Source organism: Methylobacterium marchantiae (assembly GCF_042679825.1).
Taxonomy (GTDB): domain Bacteria; phylum Pseudomonadota; class Alphaproteobacteria; order Rhizobiales; family Beijerinckiaceae; genus Methylobacterium; species Methylobacterium marchantiae.
The window spans coordinates 107026-123288 of record NZ_JBHTND010000015.1; the positions used below are offsets into that span (position 1 = coordinate 107026).

Annotated in this window: 18 protein-coding genes and 1 pseudogene; 3 read left to right on the forward strand and 16 right to left on the reverse strand. The window is 66.3% G+C overall.

Annotated elements, in window-relative coordinates; all coding sequences use genetic code 11:
• Nucleotides 1-31: 31 nt before the first annotated feature.
• The 15 genes from dxr to ACFQ4G_RS12710 all read right to left on the reverse strand — a co-directional run bounded on the left by dxr (nucleotide 32) and on the right by ACFQ4G_RS12710 (nucleotide 13804).
• Nucleotides 32-1201: a 1-deoxy-D-xylulose-5-phosphate reductoisomerase gene (gene dxr / locus ACFQ4G_RS12640; protein ID WP_238209168.1), complete on the reverse strand. Its 1170-nt coding sequence runs from the start codon at nucleotides 1199-1201 to the stop codon at nucleotides 32-34.
• A gap of 13 nt (nucleotides 1202-1214) precedes the next feature.
• Complete coding sequence (locus tag ACFQ4G_RS12645) at nucleotides 1215-2081, reverse strand: phosphatidate cytidylyltransferase (RefSeq protein WP_238209187.1); 867 nt, start codon at nucleotides 2079-2081, stop codon at nucleotides 1215-1217.
• Nucleotides 2081-2926 carry an isoprenyl transferase gene (locus ACFQ4G_RS12650; RefSeq protein ID WP_238209169.1) on the reverse strand — a complete coding sequence of 282 codons (846 nt, stop codon included), beginning with the start codon at nucleotides 2924-2926 and terminating at the stop codon, nucleotides 2081-2083. Before ACFQ4G_RS12650 ends, ACFQ4G_RS12645 begins: the two co-directional genes overlap by 1 nt.
• 50 nt (nucleotides 2927-2976) lie before the next feature.
• Entirely contained in the window at nucleotides 2977-3540 is a 564-nt protein-coding gene (gene frr / locus ACFQ4G_RS12655; RefSeq protein WP_238209170.1) for a ribosome recycling factor, read from the reverse strand.
• Between the two features lie 150 nt (nucleotides 3541-3690).
• The gene (locus ACFQ4G_RS12660; RefSeq protein WP_238209171.1) at nucleotides 3691-4176 is read right to left on the reverse strand and encodes a BLUF domain-containing protein; all 486 of its coding nucleotides are present in this window, start codon (nucleotides 4174-4176) and stop codon (nucleotides 3691-3693) included.
• 159 nt (nucleotides 4177-4335) lie between these two features.
• Nucleotides 4336-5058 (reverse strand): UMP kinase, encoded by a 723-nt coding sequence (gene pyrH, locus ACFQ4G_RS12665; RefSeq protein WP_238209172.1) that lies wholly within the window; start codon nucleotides 5056-5058, stop codon nucleotides 4336-4338.
• Between the two features lie 184 nt (nucleotides 5059-5242).
• The gene (tsf, locus tag ACFQ4G_RS12670; protein WP_238209173.1) at nucleotides 5243-6166 is read right to left on the reverse strand and encodes a translation elongation factor Ts; all 924 of its coding nucleotides are present in this window, start codon (nucleotides 6164-6166) and stop codon (nucleotides 5243-5245) included.
• Nucleotides 6167-6288: 122 nt separating this feature from the next.
• Nucleotides 6289-7353, reverse strand: coding sequence for a 30S ribosomal protein S2 (locus tag ACFQ4G_RS12675; protein WP_238209174.1), 1065 nt, complete (start codon nucleotides 7351-7353; stop codon nucleotides 6289-6291).
• Between the two features lie 504 nt (nucleotides 7354-7857).
• Nucleotides 7858-8607: a pseudouridine synthase gene (locus ACFQ4G_RS12680; RefSeq protein WP_238209175.1), complete on the reverse strand. Its 750-nt coding sequence runs from the start codon at nucleotides 8605-8607 to the stop codon at nucleotides 7858-7860.
• Nucleotides 8608-8663: 56 nt separating this feature from the next.
• Nucleotides 8664-9587: a class I SAM-dependent methyltransferase gene (locus ACFQ4G_RS12685; protein ID WP_379040317.1), complete on the reverse strand. Its 924-nt coding sequence runs from the start codon at nucleotides 9585-9587 to the stop codon at nucleotides 8664-8666.
• A 351-nt stretch (nucleotides 9588-9938) separates the two neighbouring features.
• A complete protein-coding gene (gene era / locus ACFQ4G_RS12690) occupies nucleotides 9939-10841 on the reverse strand; it encodes a GTPase Era (protein ID WP_238209189.1) in 903 nt (300 codons plus the stop codon).
• A gap of 76 nt (nucleotides 10842-10917) precedes the next feature.
• Nucleotides 10918-11712, reverse strand: coding sequence for a ribonuclease III (gene rnc, locus ACFQ4G_RS12695; RefSeq protein WP_238209176.1), 795 nt, complete (start codon nucleotides 11710-11712; stop codon nucleotides 10918-10920).
• 11 nt (nucleotides 11713-11723) lie between these two features.
• Complete coding sequence (lepB, locus tag ACFQ4G_RS12700; RefSeq protein WP_238209177.1) at nucleotides 11724-12524, reverse strand: signal peptidase I; 801 nt, start codon at nucleotides 12522-12524, stop codon at nucleotides 11724-11726.
• A gap of 60 nt (nucleotides 12525-12584) precedes the next feature.
• On the reverse strand, nucleotides 12585-13040 hold the full coding sequence (gene acpS / locus ACFQ4G_RS12705) for a holo-ACP synthase (RefSeq protein ID WP_238209178.1): 456 nt from the start codon (nucleotides 13038-13040) through the stop codon (nucleotides 12585-12587).
• Nucleotides 13037-13804 (reverse strand): pyridoxine 5'-phosphate synthase, encoded by a 768-nt coding sequence (locus ACFQ4G_RS12710; protein ID WP_238209179.1) that lies wholly within the window; start codon nucleotides 13802-13804, stop codon nucleotides 13037-13039. Before ACFQ4G_RS12710 ends, acpS begins: the two co-directional genes overlap by 4 nt.
• Before the next feature lie 134 nt (nucleotides 13805-13938).
• On the opposite strand from ACFQ4G_RS12710, the gene ACFQ4G_RS12715 reads away from it, so the two are divergent.
• The 3 genes from ACFQ4G_RS12715 to ACFQ4G_RS12725 all read left to right on the forward strand — a co-directional run bounded on the left by ACFQ4G_RS12715 (nucleotide 13939) and on the right by ACFQ4G_RS12725 (nucleotide 15399).
• Nucleotides 13939-14313: a PH domain-containing protein gene (locus ACFQ4G_RS12715; protein ID WP_238209180.1), complete on the forward strand. Its 375-nt coding sequence runs from the start codon at nucleotides 13939-13941 to the stop codon at nucleotides 14311-14313.
• Nucleotides 14314-14385: 72 nt separating this feature from the next.
• On the forward strand, nucleotides 14386-14649 hold the full coding sequence (locus ACFQ4G_RS12720) for a PepSY domain-containing protein (protein ID WP_238209181.1): 264 nt from the start codon (nucleotides 14386-14388) through the stop codon (nucleotides 14647-14649).
• 75 nt (nucleotides 14650-14724) lie between these two features.
• A complete protein-coding gene (locus ACFQ4G_RS12725) occupies nucleotides 14725-15399 on the forward strand; it encodes an MgtC/SapB family protein (protein WP_238209182.1) in 675 nt (224 codons plus the stop codon).
• Between the two features lie 37 nt (nucleotides 15400-15436).
• Here ACFQ4G_RS12725 and ACFQ4G_RS12730 read toward each other — a convergent pair.
• A pseudogene (locus ACFQ4G_RS12730) lies at nucleotides 15437-16263 on the reverse strand (PQQ-binding-like beta-propeller repeat protein); the annotation flags it as partial.

A 16263-nucleotide genomic window follows, 5' to 3' on the forward strand; every position in this document is an offset into this window, starting at 1 on the left:
GAAGCGCCGATCTTCACACCCCTTAAGGCCGTCAGACGGCCGACGGCAGTGCCTTGGCGCTCCAGGCGCGGACATGGGCATCGATGGCGAGCGCCTCGTCCACATCGGCCGGGGCATTGCGGTACTCGGCCGCGAAATGCTCGCAGGCGCTCTCCACCAGTTCGGCGATGCCGTAGAAGCCGATCTCGCCGCGGATGAAGGCAGCCACTGCGATCTCGTTGGCGGCGTTCATCACCGTCGGCGCGGCACCGCCTTCCGCGAGCGCAGCGCGGGCAATGCGCAGACACGGGAAGCGCGTCTCGTCCGCCGCCTCGAAGGTCAGACTGCCGACAGTGGCGAGATCGAGGGAGCGGCCCCGCTCGATGGTCAGGCGGTCGCCCAGTCCGAGGCAATGGGCGATGGGGACACGCATGTCCGGCATGGCGAGGCCTGCCGTCACCGCGCCGTCGCGCCAGGTGATGAGGCCGTGCACGATCGATTGCGGATGCACGATCACGTCGAGGCGCTCAGCCTCGATGGTGAACAGGTGATGCGCCTCGATGAGTTCGAGGCCCTTGTTCATCAGCGAGGCCGAATCGATGTTGATCTTCATCCCCATCGACCAAGTCGGATGGGCCGCGGCCTCCGTCGGCGAGGCAGCAGCGATGCGCTCCCGCGTCCAGGTGCGGAACGGGCCGCCGGACGCGGTGATGGTCATCTTGGCGACGTCCGATACCCGGCCGTCGCCGAGCGCCTGAGCCAGGGCATTGTGCTCGGAATCGACCGGCAGCAGCGTCGCGTTGAACCGCGCGGCGTCGCGCATGAAGGCATCGCCAGCGCAGACGAGGCTCTCCTTGTTGGCGAGCGCCACCGTGCGGCCGAGGCGCAAGGCGGCGTGAGTCGGGCGCAGGCCCGCCGCGCCGCTCACCGCTGCCACGACGATATCGGCGTCGCGCGCCACCGCTTCGAGGACGGCGCCCTCCCCCGCTCCATTGGCGATGCCGGTGCCGGAAAGCGCCTCGCGCAGGGCCGGACCCTGGCTCTCGTCGGCCAAGGCCGCAAAATCGGCGCCGATTTCACGGGCGAGCCTGGCCAGGGCCACGGCGTCTCGGCCACCGACGAGGGCGCCGATCCGGAAACGCTCCGGATGCTGGGCCAGCAGGTCCGTGGTGGAACGGCCGATGGACCCGGTGGCGCCGAGGATGGTGACGGTATGGCTCAACGGATCGGTTCCTTCAGAGCACGGCCAGGCGGTGCGCGATGAGATAGAGGCCGGCCAGCACGGCCACGGCGAAGAAGCCGTCGAGCCGGTCCATGACACCGCCATGGCCCGGGATCGACCGGCCGGAATCCTTCACGCCGTAATGCCGCTTGAGCGCCGATTCGGCGAGATCGCCGGCCTGGCTGAGGATCGAGGCGACGGCGCTGGTGACCGCGACCACGACGAGCGGTGCGTCGGCGAGCGTGGTCCAGCCCTGCGACCGGGCGGCGATCACCAGCCCGGTTCCGGCAGCGACCCCGGCGGCCAGCCCGCCGAGGGAGCCCGACCATGTTTTCTTCGGGCTGACCGACGGCATCAGCTTCGGCCCGCCGAAGGTCCGGCCGGTGATGTAGGCAACGATGTCGGTGGACCAGACCACGGCGAACATCCAGGCCGGCCCGAAGATGCCGATGCCGGAATCGTCGCGCAGGGCCGGCGGGACCAGGGCCAGCACCGCGGCGCTGCCGAAACCGACGATTGCACGGCCCCTGCGGGCCTTGTCCCCGGCAACGACCAGGATCGCGATGAGACCGGCCGCCGCGACCGCGAGCCAGATCGGGAGCGACGCATCGAGGCGCAGGCAGAGCGCGAGCCCGGTCAGGGACAAAGCCGTGACCGCCACGACGATCCGGACCGGCGTGATCCGGCTGATCGCGATCCATTCCCCGGCGGCGACGATGCCGGCGATGAGCCAGATGGCGGCGAAGGCCCAGCCGCCCACGAACAGCGTCGTGAGCACGATCGTCGCGAGCACGATGGCCGAGGCGGTGCGAAGCTGGAATTCGCGGCCGCTGAGGGGGCCGCGCCGCGGCGCGGACGCCGCGTCGCCGGGCGAGACCATCACCCGGCCTTGCCGCTGAGACCGCCGAAGCGGCGGTCACGCCGATGATACTCGTCGATGGCCGCGTGGAAGCATGCGTGATCGAAATCGGGCCAGAATTCGGGCACGATCACGTATTCGGCATAGGCCGTCTGCCAAGTCAGGAAGTTCGACAGGCGCTGCTCGCCGGAGGTGCGGATGACGAGATCGGGATCGGGGATGCCGGTGGTGTCCAGCGCATGGGTTATCGCTTCGAGACCGATCTCGGCAGGACTCATCCGGCCGTCTGCCACCGCCTGGGCGAGGGTGCGCACCGCCCTCAGGATCTCCTGTCGTCCGCCGTAATTGAAGGCGATGACGAGGGTCAGGCCGGTATTGCCGCGGGTGCGCGCCTCGGCCTCGTCGAGCAGCCCGGCGATGTCGGCGCTGAGGCCCTCGCGCGCACCGATGATCTTCACCCGAACATTGTTGCCGTGAAGTTCGGCGAGGTCGCGCCGCACGAACAGTTTAAGCAACCCCATGAGATCGGCGATCTCGGCCGGCGGCCGACGCCAGTTTTCCGAGGAGAAGCTATAGATCGTCAGATAGGAGACGCCGAGTTCGATCGCGGATCGGACCGCCCTGCGGACCGCCTCGACTCCGCGACGGTGTCCCTCCACCCGCGGCAGGTTGCGGCGCGCGGCCCAGCGACCGTTGCCATCCATGATGATGGCCACATGCGCCGGTGCCGCCGGACGAGGGGCGGGGGTCGGGCCGGAGCCCGTCGTCACGGGACCACACGAAGCGAGGTCGACCGTCACGCCGGCGGCCTCTCTCTCCCCGGCCGCAGATGCCTCGATCTGACGCGCGCCCTCTGAGCGACCCAACGCGCTTCTCCCCGTCCCTGATTCCGTTATTCCCATACGTGTCCGACAACTCAGACCTGCATGATTTCCTTTTCCTTCGAGGCGAGAACACCGTCGATCTCGGCGATGTGCTGGTCGGTCACCTTCTGCACCTCGGCGGCCTGACGCTTCTCGTCGTCCTCGCTGATGGCGCTTTCCTTCTCGAGCTTCTTGAGATGGTCGAGACCGTCGCGGCGGACGTGGCGGACCGCGACGCGGGCCTCCTCGGTATATTTATGGGCGACCTTGACCATCTCCTTGCGGCGCTGCTCGTTCATCTCGGGCACGCGCAGGCGGATGGTCTGGCCTTCGGTCTGTGGGTTCAGGCCGAGATCGGATTCGCGGATCGCCTTCTCCACCGCGGCCACCATGCTCCGGTCCCATACCGAGATCGAGAGGAGGCGCGGCTCGGGGACGCTCACCGTGGCGACCTGAGCCATCGGCATCGAGGAGCCATAGGCATCGACATTGATCGGATCGAGGATGCTCGGTGTCGCGCGTCCGGTGCGGAGGGAGCCGAGATCCTTCGACAACGCGCTGACGGCGCCCTGCATCCGGCGCTTGATGTCGTTGAGGTCGAACTCTGGGGTCGCCATACTCTGTGTCCCGACGAAAATTAGGGAAAAGGCGTCGGGCCGCCGGGGCCCGTGCGTGCGGCCTCAATGAACCAAAATCCGACAGGTCGCAAATGGCGTTCGCACCTGCGACGGATCAAATCGCCCGTGCAGGCCGGCTTCGGGGTCGGCCTATCGCGCGGCCGGTTTCATCGCCACCATTCCTGGCTGGCCGGAGCGCTGGACGAAATGGCTCGCATCGAGCTCCGTGAACGACCGGAGCAATGCGATGATGGCCCCAACCGACATCTCCGTGGGGTCGAACTTCGCGGTGGGACCGTACTGGAGATAGAGGGCGTCGAGGGCCTCCGAACGGCCGGCATAGCCGACCATCCATCCCCGCAACGCACGCTGCTGAACCGGAGCGGCCGAGACGAGGACCATGCCGCTGTGGCGGCTATCCGCTGCCAGATTCCAGAGCTGCTCCGAGATCGTCGATGCCTCACCCTCCATGGCCTGGAGGAAGAAATCCTCGTTGAACACGAGAGCGCCGGTCATGCCCGACGCACGATCGTAGCGGCTGCAGGAGGCCAGTATGTCCCTGACCATGTCCCGCATCGAACCACCCGTCAGCTTGACGAGGTTCCGGCTATAGAAAACGATCTGCGACAGGGGCATCGACCATGCTCGGCAGCCGCATCGGGCAAGCGGCAAAGGTTCCCTTCGCAGGAAGACGTAAAATCCTCAAGAAACCCTGACGATGTAAAATAGCGGTCGACTGGGAGACCGCCGCGCATCAACTCGGCACGGCCGGCCCGATACTTGAGATGTGATGCGTTAGGGTACGACGTGCGTCGAAGGCGCATTTCCAGTGAGGATCGCGGTCACGGAACTCGGTGCGTGGACCGAGCCGACGACGATGGAGATGCGGCTTTCGCGGGCGAGCGCGAAGGCCGCGGTGTCCATGATCTTGAGATCGCGCGCGATGGCATTGTCATGGGTCAGACGGTCGTAGCGCACGGCCGAAGGATCCTTCTTCGGATCGGCCGAATAGACGCCGTCGACCTGGGTGGCCTTCAGTACCGCGCCGCAGCGCAGTTCGGCGGCGCGCAGGACGGCGGCGGTATCGGTGGTGAAGTACGGATTGCCGGTGCCGCCGGCGAGGACGACCACCTGTCCCTTGTCGAGATGGTGCAGGGCCGGCTGGCGCGCATAGGTCTCACAGATGGTGGGCATCGATACCGCCGACATCGTGCGCGCCGGTACGCCCGCGGCGTTGAGCGCCGTCTCCAGGGCGAGGGAATTCATCACCGTGGCGATCATGCCGAGCGAGTCGCCGGTGGCACGGTCGATCCAGCCCGCCGAAGAAATCCGCGCGCCCCGGATCATGTTGCCGCCGCCGACCACGAGGGCGACCTGGAAACCGGCCTCAAGCGTCTTGGCGATGTCCTCGGCCAGGGCCGCCAGAAGCGGAGGGTGCAGCCAGTACCCGTCCGGGGCGGCCAGGGCCTCGCCCGACAGCTTCACGAGCACGCGGCGAAACGGTTTGGTCTCCGGCATGGCGCCAGTCCCCTCAAGCACCGGCGCAAGGCCGAACGATTCAATCGGAAGCGCTCGTTGTCTATCGCAACGCGGTCGCGAACGTCGAGGGGCACGGCGATCCAAGCGGGACAAATGAGAACGGGCGGTGGCATCGCTGCCGCCGCCCGTTATCCATGGGATTCGAACCGGGAGGAAGGGGTTGTCAGCCGCGTGCCGCAGCCGCCACTTCGGTGGCGAAGTCGGGGGCCTCTTCCTTCTCGATGCCCTCACCGAGCGCATAGCGAACGAAAGCGGTGAGCTTGACCGGCGCGCCGGCCTTGCCCTCGGCTTCCTTCAGCACCTGGGTGATGGTCTTCGATCCGTCATGGACGAAGGGCTGCTCGAGGAGGGTGACCTCCTTGTAGTAGCTCTTCAGGCCGCTCTCGACGATCTTGGCGAGGACGTGATCCGGCTTGCCGGCGTTCTTCTCACGCAGGATGTTGCTCTCGCGCTCGAGAACCGCCTGGTCGACGCCGGCCGCGTCGAGGGCCACCGGGTTCGTGGCGGCCACGTGCATGGCGATCTGGCGGCCGAGTGTGGACAGCACCTCCACGTCGCCCTCGGATTCCAGCGCCACCAGCACGCCGATCTTGCCGAGGCCGTCGGCGACCTGGGCATGGACGTAGGAGGCGATCACGCCCTTGGTCACGTCGAGCTTGGCGACGCGACGCAGAGTCATGTTCTCACCGATCGTGGCGATGAGGCTGGAGAGCGACTCCTTGACGGAGGTGGAGCTGCCGGGGAAGTGCGCGGCCTCAAGGCCTTCCAGCGAACCGTCGGTATCGAGGGCCAGCTTGGCGGCTTCGCGAGCGAAAGCCTGGAAGCTGTCGTTGCGGGCGACGAAGTCGGTTTCTGAATTCACCTCGACGATGGTGGCATGGTGACCCGACGATTCGACGGCGACGAGGCCCTCGGCGGCGACCCGGCCGGCCTTCTTAGCGGCCTTGGCGAGACCCTTCTTGCGCAGCCAGTCGACAGCGGCTTCGATATCGCCATCCGTCTCGTTGAGCGCGCCTTTGCAGTCCATCATGCCCGCGCCGGTCTTTTCGCGGAGCTCTTTCACCAATGCGGCGGTGATGTTGGCCATGGCGATTCCTCTCTTCGGGTCTGTCTCAAATGATAAAGGAGCCCGACGCTAGGGTGAGCGCCGGGCTTCGTGGATGGGTTCGACGTCTGCGGCAGCATCCCGTTGCCGGGATGCCTGTGCGATCAGGCGGCGGCAGCGGCCTCGGCGAAGCCACGGGCCTGATCGACCCAGCCGTCGCGGCTGATGCGGCCGTTGAGCTTCAGATCGGCATCAACCTTAGCGACCTCGGCATCGGTCATCGCGGCGATCTGCCAGTAATGGTAGACGCCGGCATCGTTGAGCTTCTGCACGATCTGCGGACCGGCGCCATGGAGCTTGGACAGATCGTCCGGAGCGCCGCGAGGAGCGGATAGCAGCTCGAAATGCTCAGTGGATTCCACGAGCGCGGCGACATCGGCCGGATCGAGGGCATCGGATTCTACCGAGATAGCAGCCTGCTCGGCGGGCAGTTCCTCGGCGACCGGCGCCTCGGAAGCGCCGAGATCGACGCCGCTGGAGCCCTGACCGCGGGAGATACCGTCGATGGCGGCGCGGGCGACGAGGTCGCAATAGAGCGAGATCGCGCGGCCGGCATCATCGTTGGCGGGCACGACGTAGGTGATGCCGTCGGGGTTGCAGTTGGTGTCGACGATCGCGGCCACCGGGATCCCGAGGCGCTGAGCCTCCTTGATCGCGAGCTGCTCCTTGTTGGTGTCGATCACGAACAGCAGGTCCGGCACGCCGCCCATGTCCTTGATGCCGCCGAGCGCCTTCTCGAGCTTGTCCTTTTCACGGGACAGCATCAGGCGCTCCTTCTTGGTGAGGCCGTGACCGCCCGTCTCGAGGGTCTCGTCGACCTTGCGCAGACGCGCGATCGAACCCGAAATGGTCTTCCAGTTGGTCAGCATGCCGCCGAGCCAGCGGGAATTGACGTAATACTGGGCCGAACGCTTGGCGGCTTCGGCGATCGTGTCGGCAGCCTGGCGCTTCGTGCCGACGAACAGCACGCGGCCGCCCTTGGCGACGGTGTCGCTCACGGCCTGCAGGGCCTGATGAAGGGCCGGCACGGTCTGGGCCAGATCGATGATGTGGATGTTGTTGCGGGTACCGAAGATGTAGGTCTGCATCTTCGGGTTCCAGCGGTGCGACTGGTGTCCGAAATGGGCGCCCGCTTCGAGGAGCTGACGCATCGTAAAATCAACGGCCATGATCTTTTTCTCTTCCGGTTGATGCCGCCGCGGAGGAAGCGATCGATCCCTCCGAAGAGGAACGACCACCGGAAACGCCTCATTCAGGCATGAGGCCGGCTCCGCGTGTGGAATGGGCGGGGCCTTAGCAGAGGATATTCGCCTAGGCAAGATGATGGAAGCTCGGTCGCGGTCGTGCCGCTGGCGCAAGAGGAAGACCGGCGTCCCGCCGAGGAACCAGGGGCCGAGGACGATCCATGGTACGAGACCCGGCAAAAAGACCCGGGAATCCGTCTCGAGGCGAGAGTTTTCGTCTTTGGATCCCCCCAAAGCCATCGCAATTTTCTAGGACGATGCTTCGCATCGCAGAAGGTCACGCCCCACAGGACGGTGCTCAGGATCTGCCGATGTGCGAACCCCCAGATGGAGCAGAACCCGGGCACGAAGCCCAGGTCCCGCCAAAGCTGCCGGCTGTCCGGGATCGCCCGTCGCCCCACCTCATCCCGCCGAGAAGGCCCGAGCGAATCAGGCTGCCGATGCCTCAACGAACACTGCCGCGACATCCGCTTCTGTGAGGATACGATACTCCCCGGCCTCCAAGTCGGCAGGCAGGGTCAGGCCGCCGATCCGGTCGCGATGCAGGGCGGTGACGTGGTTGCCGAGGGCCGCGAACATGCGGCGGACCTGATGGTAGCGGCCCTCGTGGAGAGTGACGACCACATGGGTCTCGTCCTCGACCTCCAGTTCCACCGGGAGGAGCGGCTTGTCCTCGCCGTCGAGCAGCATCGAGCCGCTGCCCAGCACCATGCCCTCATCGCCCTTGAGCGGACGATCGAGGGCGACGCGATAGCGCTTGGCGACGTTCGATTTCGGCGAGATCACCCTGTGCAGCAGGGCTCCGTCATCGGTGAGGAGGAGAAGGCCGGAGGTCTCCTTGTCGAGGCGGCCGATGGTGGACAGAGCCGGATCGCGGCGTCGCCAGCGTTCCGGCAGGAGGCTGTAGACCAAGGAGCCGGCCTCCTTGTGGGAACAGGTCACGCCGAGGGGCTTATGCATCATCAGGGCGAGACCCGGCGGAGGATCGATGGGCTCGCCGTCGACCTGCATGCGCGCCGGCAGGTCCTGCGTCACCGCGATACGCTGGTTCGCGTCGCGAAGCTGAGCGCCGTCGAGAACGATGAGCCCCGCCTTGGCGAGAAGGCCGATCTCCCGGCGCGATCCGTAGCCAAGATTCGCCAACAGGCGATCGAGCCTGAGGCTCGGGCTCTTGCTCACGTGGGACCCTTGCTCACGAAGGCACGCTCACTTGTCGTTTCCGCTCACTTGCCACATCACTTGCGTGCTTCGTAGATCTTGTATCCACCGGCGGAGGCCTTCAGCGTCACGGCCTTGAAGGCGGCTTTCAGCGGCGCCTCGTAGGGCAGATGCGCATTTGCGGTGAGCCAGAGCGTGCCGCCCGGCCTCAGGGTCTCGGCGGCGCGGCGGATGAAGACCTCGCCGAGGAAGCGATCCTCGATCCCGCCATCGTGGAAGGGCGGGTTCATCACCACGAAGTCGAGCCGCTCCAAGGTGACATCCGCCGAGCGGATGTCGGCCCAACGAATGTCAGCACGTGGATCGCCGACGTTGCGCCGGGCCATCTCCACGGCGCGCCGGTCGATGTCGATCAACGTCAACGCGGTCACGCCCTGCGACGCAAGAACCGCCCGGGCGAGGACGCCGATGCCGCAACCGAAATCGGCGCCACGACCGGAGAGCGAAGGCAGATTCGCCAGAAGCAGCGCTGTGCCCGGATCGAGCCTGTCCCAGGAGAAGACTCCCGGCTGAGTGCACAAAGCGAGGTTGTCGATATGCCGCGGAGCCCCCTCTTGAATCACCTCGTCGAGAGCGACGATCGCGGCCGGACGGGCCACGTCGCATATCCGGTGATGGCGCTTGGCGGTCTCTGCCGGTTCGCAGCCGAATTCCTTCAACTCGCGTCCCAGACGGGCGCCACCCTTGTCCTTCGGCGCCAGGGCCCGAAGGCGGCCCCCCGGACGCAGGGCGCGAAGCGACAGGGAGAGCACGTAGCGGCGTTCGATCGTGCCCGCCGGCGCCAGCATGGTCACGCTCTCGAGGCTTCCTTCGGCAATGTCTTCCAGACGCACCGATCCCGGGATCAGCGGGGACAGTTGGGCTGCATGGGCGGACACATCGGCGAGTTCGGCGGGCGGTGAACCATAGACGGCATCCGGTATGGGTGAAGCAGGCATCATGACGTATCCGGCGCGATGGCGCGCGCGCCTCAGGAGTCAGGGCGTTGGGGAGAAATATCGGGTGCTACGACTCGAAATGGAGCCCGGCTTCGGGATTGGTAGCCGGCGATGGCCTTCATGGAAAGGTTATCTTCGCCACATTCGATAAATTTGGAAAATCGAGCGAATCGGTTGGCAACACCGTGTCAAGTCATTGCCAACCCCACCAACGCAGAATTGCCGAGAATAGGCTACCGGATTTAACTTACGTTTAGAGAAACGCGATGTTTCGCAAAACGATACTGAAGCTTATGTGGCAGCGCAGCAAGAGACAGCTATCCGATACGTCGAATCAAACCGGCGGGCACGTCTCTATCCACGCGGGAATTCGAGTCCCATTTCACGGTAGCGTGCCGGGTCATCGGCCCAGTTCTCGCGCACCTTCACATGCAGGAACAGATGGACCGGCTGCTCGGCCGCCTCGGCGATCTCGCGCCTCGCCGCCTGTCCGATCGCCTTGATGGTCTGGCCACCCTTGCCGAGGACGATGGAGCGCTGGCTCTCGCGCTCGACGAAGATGGTCTGCTCGATCCGAACCGACCCATCGGTCTTCACCACCCACTGGTCGGTCTCGACGGTGGAGCGGTACGGCAATTCCTCATGGAGACGGTCGTAGAGCTTCTCGCGTGTGATCTCGGAGGCGAGCATGCGGATCGGTGCGTCGGAGATCTGATCCTCCGGATAGAGCCAGGGACCGGGTGGCATCATCCCGGCCAGGGTCTGCCTCAGCGTATCGATGCCGTCGCCGTTCAGGGCGGAGATCATGAAGGTATGCGCGAAGGCGATGCGCTCGTTGAGGGAAGCGGCGAGCGCCAGCAGCCGGTCGCGGGGGATCAGGTCGATTTTGTTGAGGATCAGGGCCTTCGGGCGGCGCACGTCCGGCAGGCGGCCGAGGATCGCCTCGACCTCTTCGGTGACGCCCTTGCGCGCGTCGACCAGGAGGCAGATCGCGTCGGCATCGGCCGCGCCGCTCCAGGCGGAATGCACCATCGCCCGATCGAGGCGGCGCTTGGGCGCGAAGATGCCGGGCGTGTCCACCAGGATGATCTGGGCCTTGCCCTCCATGACGATGCCGCGCACCAGCGCCCGCGTCGTCTGGACCTTGCGCGAGACGATGGAGACCTTCGTGCCGACGAGGCTGTTGAGCAGCGTCGATTTCCCGGCATTGGGCACGCCGATCAGGGCGACGAAACCGGCGCTCGTATCGGCGGGCATGACCGGCAGCGGCTTGATCTCGGGCAGAGGTCCGGATTCCGGCAGGTCGTCCTCGTCGTTGATGTCGTTGTGATCGTCAGGCATCGGGGCTGTTTCCTTCACCGACGTCCGCCGACGTCTCCATTCTGTCTAGGGGTGTAATGCCGTGAATCTCGCGGTCGAGGACGAGGCGAGCGGCCTCCTGCTCGGCGAGGCGCTTCGATGGTCCGGTGCCGTATCCGGGCTCCAGGCCCTCGACCCGCGCGGCGATCCGGAAGACGGGAGCATGGTCCGGGCCGGAGCGCTCCACCACCTCGTAGACGGGGATCGGCAGGGCGCGGCCCATGGCCCATTCCTGCAAGGCGGATTTCGCGTCGCGCCCACGCGGCGCCGCCGTGTCGGTGCCGGGCGCGAAGGCCGTCTCGACGATGGCTTTGGCCGCCACGTATCCGGCATCGAGAAAGACCGCGCCGAGGATCGATTCGCAGGCATCGGCCAGGATCGTCTGGTTGCGGCGTCCGCCGCTCTGGATCTCGCCGGGACCGAGGGCGAGATGCGGACCCACGTCCCAGGCCGTCGCCACCGCGGCGCAGGTCTCCCGCCGCACGAGGCCGGCGAGGCGCCGCGACAGGTCGCCCTCGTCCGCCTGCGGGAAGGCCTCGTAGAGGAGATCGGCAATGGCGAGGCCGAGCACCCGGTCGCCGAGGAATTCGAGGCGCTGATAGCTTCCGATCCGCCCACCGCCGCCGGCTTTGCTGACATGGGTCAGGGCCAGGGAGAGCAGGGTCCGGTCGGCGAAAGCATGGCCGATCCGCTCTTCGAGCACGCCCAGGGCGGGCTTCGGTCGCGGCGTGCGGCGCGCCCGGCTGGAAGGACGCGCCTCCTCGTTCACGATCGGCGTTCCTAGTGGATGCTGCTGAAGATGCGGCCCCACCGCACCTTCGCCGGCCATTGCCAGATCTGCCAGGCCGGGGTGCCCTCGTCGATGGAGAAGAAGATCATCTCGGCACGGCCGACGAAATTCTCGAACGGCACGAAGCCGACATTGGCGAGATCGCGCGAATCGGTGGAATTGTCGCGGTTGTCGCCCATCATGAAGAATCGGCCGGGGGGCACGAGGTAGGGCTCGGTATTGTCCCAGTAGCCGTTGTCGCCCTCGCGTTCGATCACCTGATGGACGACGCCGTTCGGCAGGGTCTCGTTGTACCGCTCGACCTTCGTTTCCTCGCCATACGGGCCGGTGGTCTCGTAGGGGGCGATGCGCTCGCGCTTCACGGCGACGTCGTTGATGTAGAGGACGCCGGCCTTCATCTGGATCTTGTCGCCCGGTAGGCCGATCACGCGCTTGATGTAGTCGGTGGCGTTGTCCTTGGGCAGCTTGAACACGGCGATGTCGCCGCGCTTCGGCTCCGCCGCCCAGATCCGGCCATCGGCCTTGAAGGGCAGGTACTCGCTCAAGGGCAGCGAATATTTGGAATAGCCGTAGGAATATTTCGACACGAACAGATAATCACCGACCAGCAGCGTCGGCACCAGCGATCCGGACGGGATGTTGAACGGCTGGAAGAGCAGCGTACGCACGACGAGAGCGATCAGCAGCGCCTGGACGCCGACCTTGACCGTCTCCTTGATGCTCGCCCAGGCGCCGTTATCGGCCGCCCTCAGGTCTCGCTTCGTCTGGTGATCCACGCGCGCTCGTTCCATCTGTCTGCAATCTCCGGCTCGACGCGCGAACCCGATCGACTGTCGGCGATGACCGGCGGTCTAGACCATGCGGTCGGGAGCCGCAACGCGAGCGGTGGCCGGCTCAGCATCCACCGCCGAGACCGGCAGGGCCTCGATGATCACGAATGCTTGCGCCATGGGCGGATCGTCGGTGAGCGTGACATGGATCTTCGCGCGGTGGCCGGCGGGCATCATCGCCCGGAGGCGCTCGGCCGCGCCGCCGCTGAGGCGCATGGTCGGCGCTCCTCCGGGCAGGTTCACCACCTCCATGTCGCGCCAGAACACGCCATGGCTCATGCCGGTGCCGAGCGCCTTGGCGCAGGCCTCCTTGGCGGCGAACCGCCTCGCATAGGACGGTGCGCGGGCAGCACGGGCCTCCGATTTCGCGCGCTCGCCGTCGGTGTAGATCCGGTGGGTGAAGCGCTCGCCGTAGCGTTCGAGGGAGCGCTCGATCCGGCGGATGTCGCAGAGGTCGGAGCCGATGCCGAGGATCATGCTACGATTCCCGTCCGGGCGCGGTCCATGGCTAACCGCATGTCGCGGATCGCCTGCCCCAGCCCCCAGAAGATGGCCTCGCCGATGAGGGAATGGCCGATATTGAGTTCGGCGAGCTGCGGCAGGGCCGCCACCGGCCCGACGCTGTCGAGGGCGAGACCGTGGCCGGCATGAACCTCGAGACCGATCCGCGAACCGTAGGCGGCGGCCCGTGCGATGCGGGCGAGCTCATGTGCCACGCGAACTCCGTCGCCGTCGGCGACCGCCTCGCAATAGCTTCCGGTGTGAAGCTCGACCACGGGCGCCCCAAGGCCCGATGCCGCATCCATCACCGCTTCATCGGGCTCGACGAACAGCGAGACGCGGATGCCGGCGGCGGACAGGGCCGCGATCCGTGGCGCGAGGTGAGCGGCCTGGCCGACGATGTCGAGACCGCCCTCCGTGGTGCGCTCCTCGCGCTTCTCCGGCACGAGGCAGGATGCGTGCGGCCGCAGGCGGGTGGCGATACCGACCATCTCGTCGGTGGCGGCCATCTCGAAATTGAGGGGCACGGAGAGCCGCGCCATCAGCGCCTCGATATCCGCGTCGCGGATATGCCGGCGGTCCTCGCGCAGATGCGCGGTGATGCCGTCCGCTCCGGCCTCCACGGCGAGCATCGCCGCGCGGACCGGATCGGGATGGATGCCGCCGCGGGCGTTCCGCACGGTTGCGACGTGGTCGATATTCACGCCGAGGCGTAGAGGAGCGAGGGCTTTGGCGGACATCTTGCGGCTCCGGACGACAGACCCGTCCTGCAATCAGGCACGTCCTGCAACGAAGAGAGAGATCGGCAGGCGGTGTGCCCGGCCGGTTCGTCCCTAGATAAGGGCGAGTCGGCTTTTTCGGGATAGGTGACGCAATGGGAATTCTCGACGGCCTGTTCGGCCACGGCAGCGACCTGTCTCCGCAGGAGGTGAACGAAGCCCTCGCGGGAATCCTCACTCAGGGCGAGGCCGTGCAGGTCGCCTTCCGGGTGATCCGCGATCTCATCGTGTTCACGGACCGGCGCCTGATCCTCGTCGACAAGCAGGGCGTGACGGGCCGCAAGGTCGCCTACATGACCGTGCCCTACAGGGCGATCACCTGCTTTTCCGTCGAGACCGCCGGTAGCTTCGACTTCGATTCGGAACTCGCGATCTGGGTCTCCGGCCGGCCTGAGCCGATCAGGAAGACGCTGAAGCGCGGCGCCGACATCCTCGGTATCCAGCAGGCGATCGCGTCCTCTCTCCGGTGACGTTTCGCAGGAACCGGCTCACCCGAGCGGCGGTTGATCGGTAGACGGCAAATGAACCCTGGGAGGAACCCGATGAACGCTCTGAAGCCCGCCCTACTCGCCCTGCTCATCACCACCGGCTCGGCCGGACTCGCTCTCGCGGACAAGCCGGGCGCCGACTGGATGCCGGCCGAGCAGGTCAAGCAGAAGCTGATGGCCGCCGGCTACACCGACATCACCGAATTCGAGGCTGATGACGGCCATTGGGAGGGCGAAGGCATGAAGAACGGCGTGAAGATGGAATTCCATGCCGATCCGAAGACCGGCGCGATCATCTCCGAGAAGCCCGACAAATAGGCCCGACGACAGGATTGTCGTGATCGACATCCGTCCTCAGGACCGGCCGACGAGATCGGAACGGATGGGTCAGCGGTGATCAGCAACCTCGACATCCTGGGTCGGCTCATGCTCGCGGCTCTGCTGGGCAGCGCCGTGGGCTTCGAGCGGGAACGCCTCGTCTGGGCGGCGGGCATGCGAACGCACATGCTCGTCTGCGTCGGCTCCTGCCTCATCGTCATCGTCTCGGCCTTCGGCTTCTCGGACATTCTCGGCACGCCAAACGTCGCTCTCGATCCATCGCGCATGGCGGCACAAGTGGTCTCCGGCATCGGCTTTCTCGGTGCCGGCACGATCATGCTCCGCGGGGAAATGGTGAAGGGGCTCACCACCGCGGCAGGTCTCTGGGCCGTCGCCGCCATCGGCCTCGCGGCCGGAACCGGCCTGTTCACCGCCGCCATCGCCACGACTGTGATCGTCTTGGTGATCCTCGCCGGCGTGAAGCCGCTGGAGGAATATTACCGCGAACGGTCCCAGACCCGGATTCTCACCATCACCGCGAGGCGTGGTGCCGTGACGATCGAGGGCCTGCGCAAGATCGCCGGCTCCTACGCGTCGAGACTGTCACAATTCGTGGCCCAGCCGGGCGAGGAGGATGGGATCGACACGATCGACGTGTCTTTCATCCGGCTCCCGGTGAAGAGTTGCGACGAGATTGCGACGGCCTTGCGTGCCTGCGACGGTGTGAAGAGCGTCGATCAAACACGGTGAGCATCGGCGGCGGCGCTAACCCTGTGCCGGCGGGACCCTATCGCTCCGGCAGGGCGAAGACGGTCAGCTGCCCGCCGAGGGCGGTGTAGCGCGAAAGGGCCGCATAGCCACCGACGGCGCCGGCTCCGTCCGCCGGATCGGTGAGCCCGGCCGCGAGACCGATCCCGGCCCAGCCGCCGACACCCGAAAGCACGGCGACGTATTGGCGACCGCGATGAAGATAAGTCGTGACGTTGCCGATGATGCCCGACGGGGTCTTGAACCTGTAGAGTTCCTTGCCCGACTTGGCATCGACGGCCTTCAGGTACCCTTCCAGCGTGCCATAGAAGACCACGTCGCCGGCGGTGGCGAGAGCACCGGACCACACCGAGAACGGCTCGGCATTGGACCAGACGATTCTTCCCCCGACGCCGTCCCAGGCGATGAACCGGCCGGTCTCGGGGCTGCTCTCGTGCGGCTGCAGGGTGACGGTTGCGCCGACGAAGGGAACACCCGGACTATAGGTGACCTGGAACGGCTCGTAGCTCATGCAGATGTGGTTCGTCGGCACGTAGAACAGGTGCGTACCCGGTGAGTACGCCGCCGGCTGCTCGTTCTTGGCACCGATGGCACCGGGGCAGATCCCGGTCGTGGTCTCGTCCTCTCCGGTCGCTTCCGGCGAGTAGCGCGGATCGACCAGCGGGCGGCCGTAGTTCTTGGAGCCCTTTTCCATGTCGACCTTGGTGGCCCAGTTCACCACCGGATCGAACTTCTCGGCGACGAGAAGTTCGCCGGTCGCGCGATCGAGGGTGTAGCCGAAGCCGTTGCGGTCGAAGTGGGTGAGCAGCGGACGATCCTTGCCGTCCACCTTCTGATCCGTGAGGA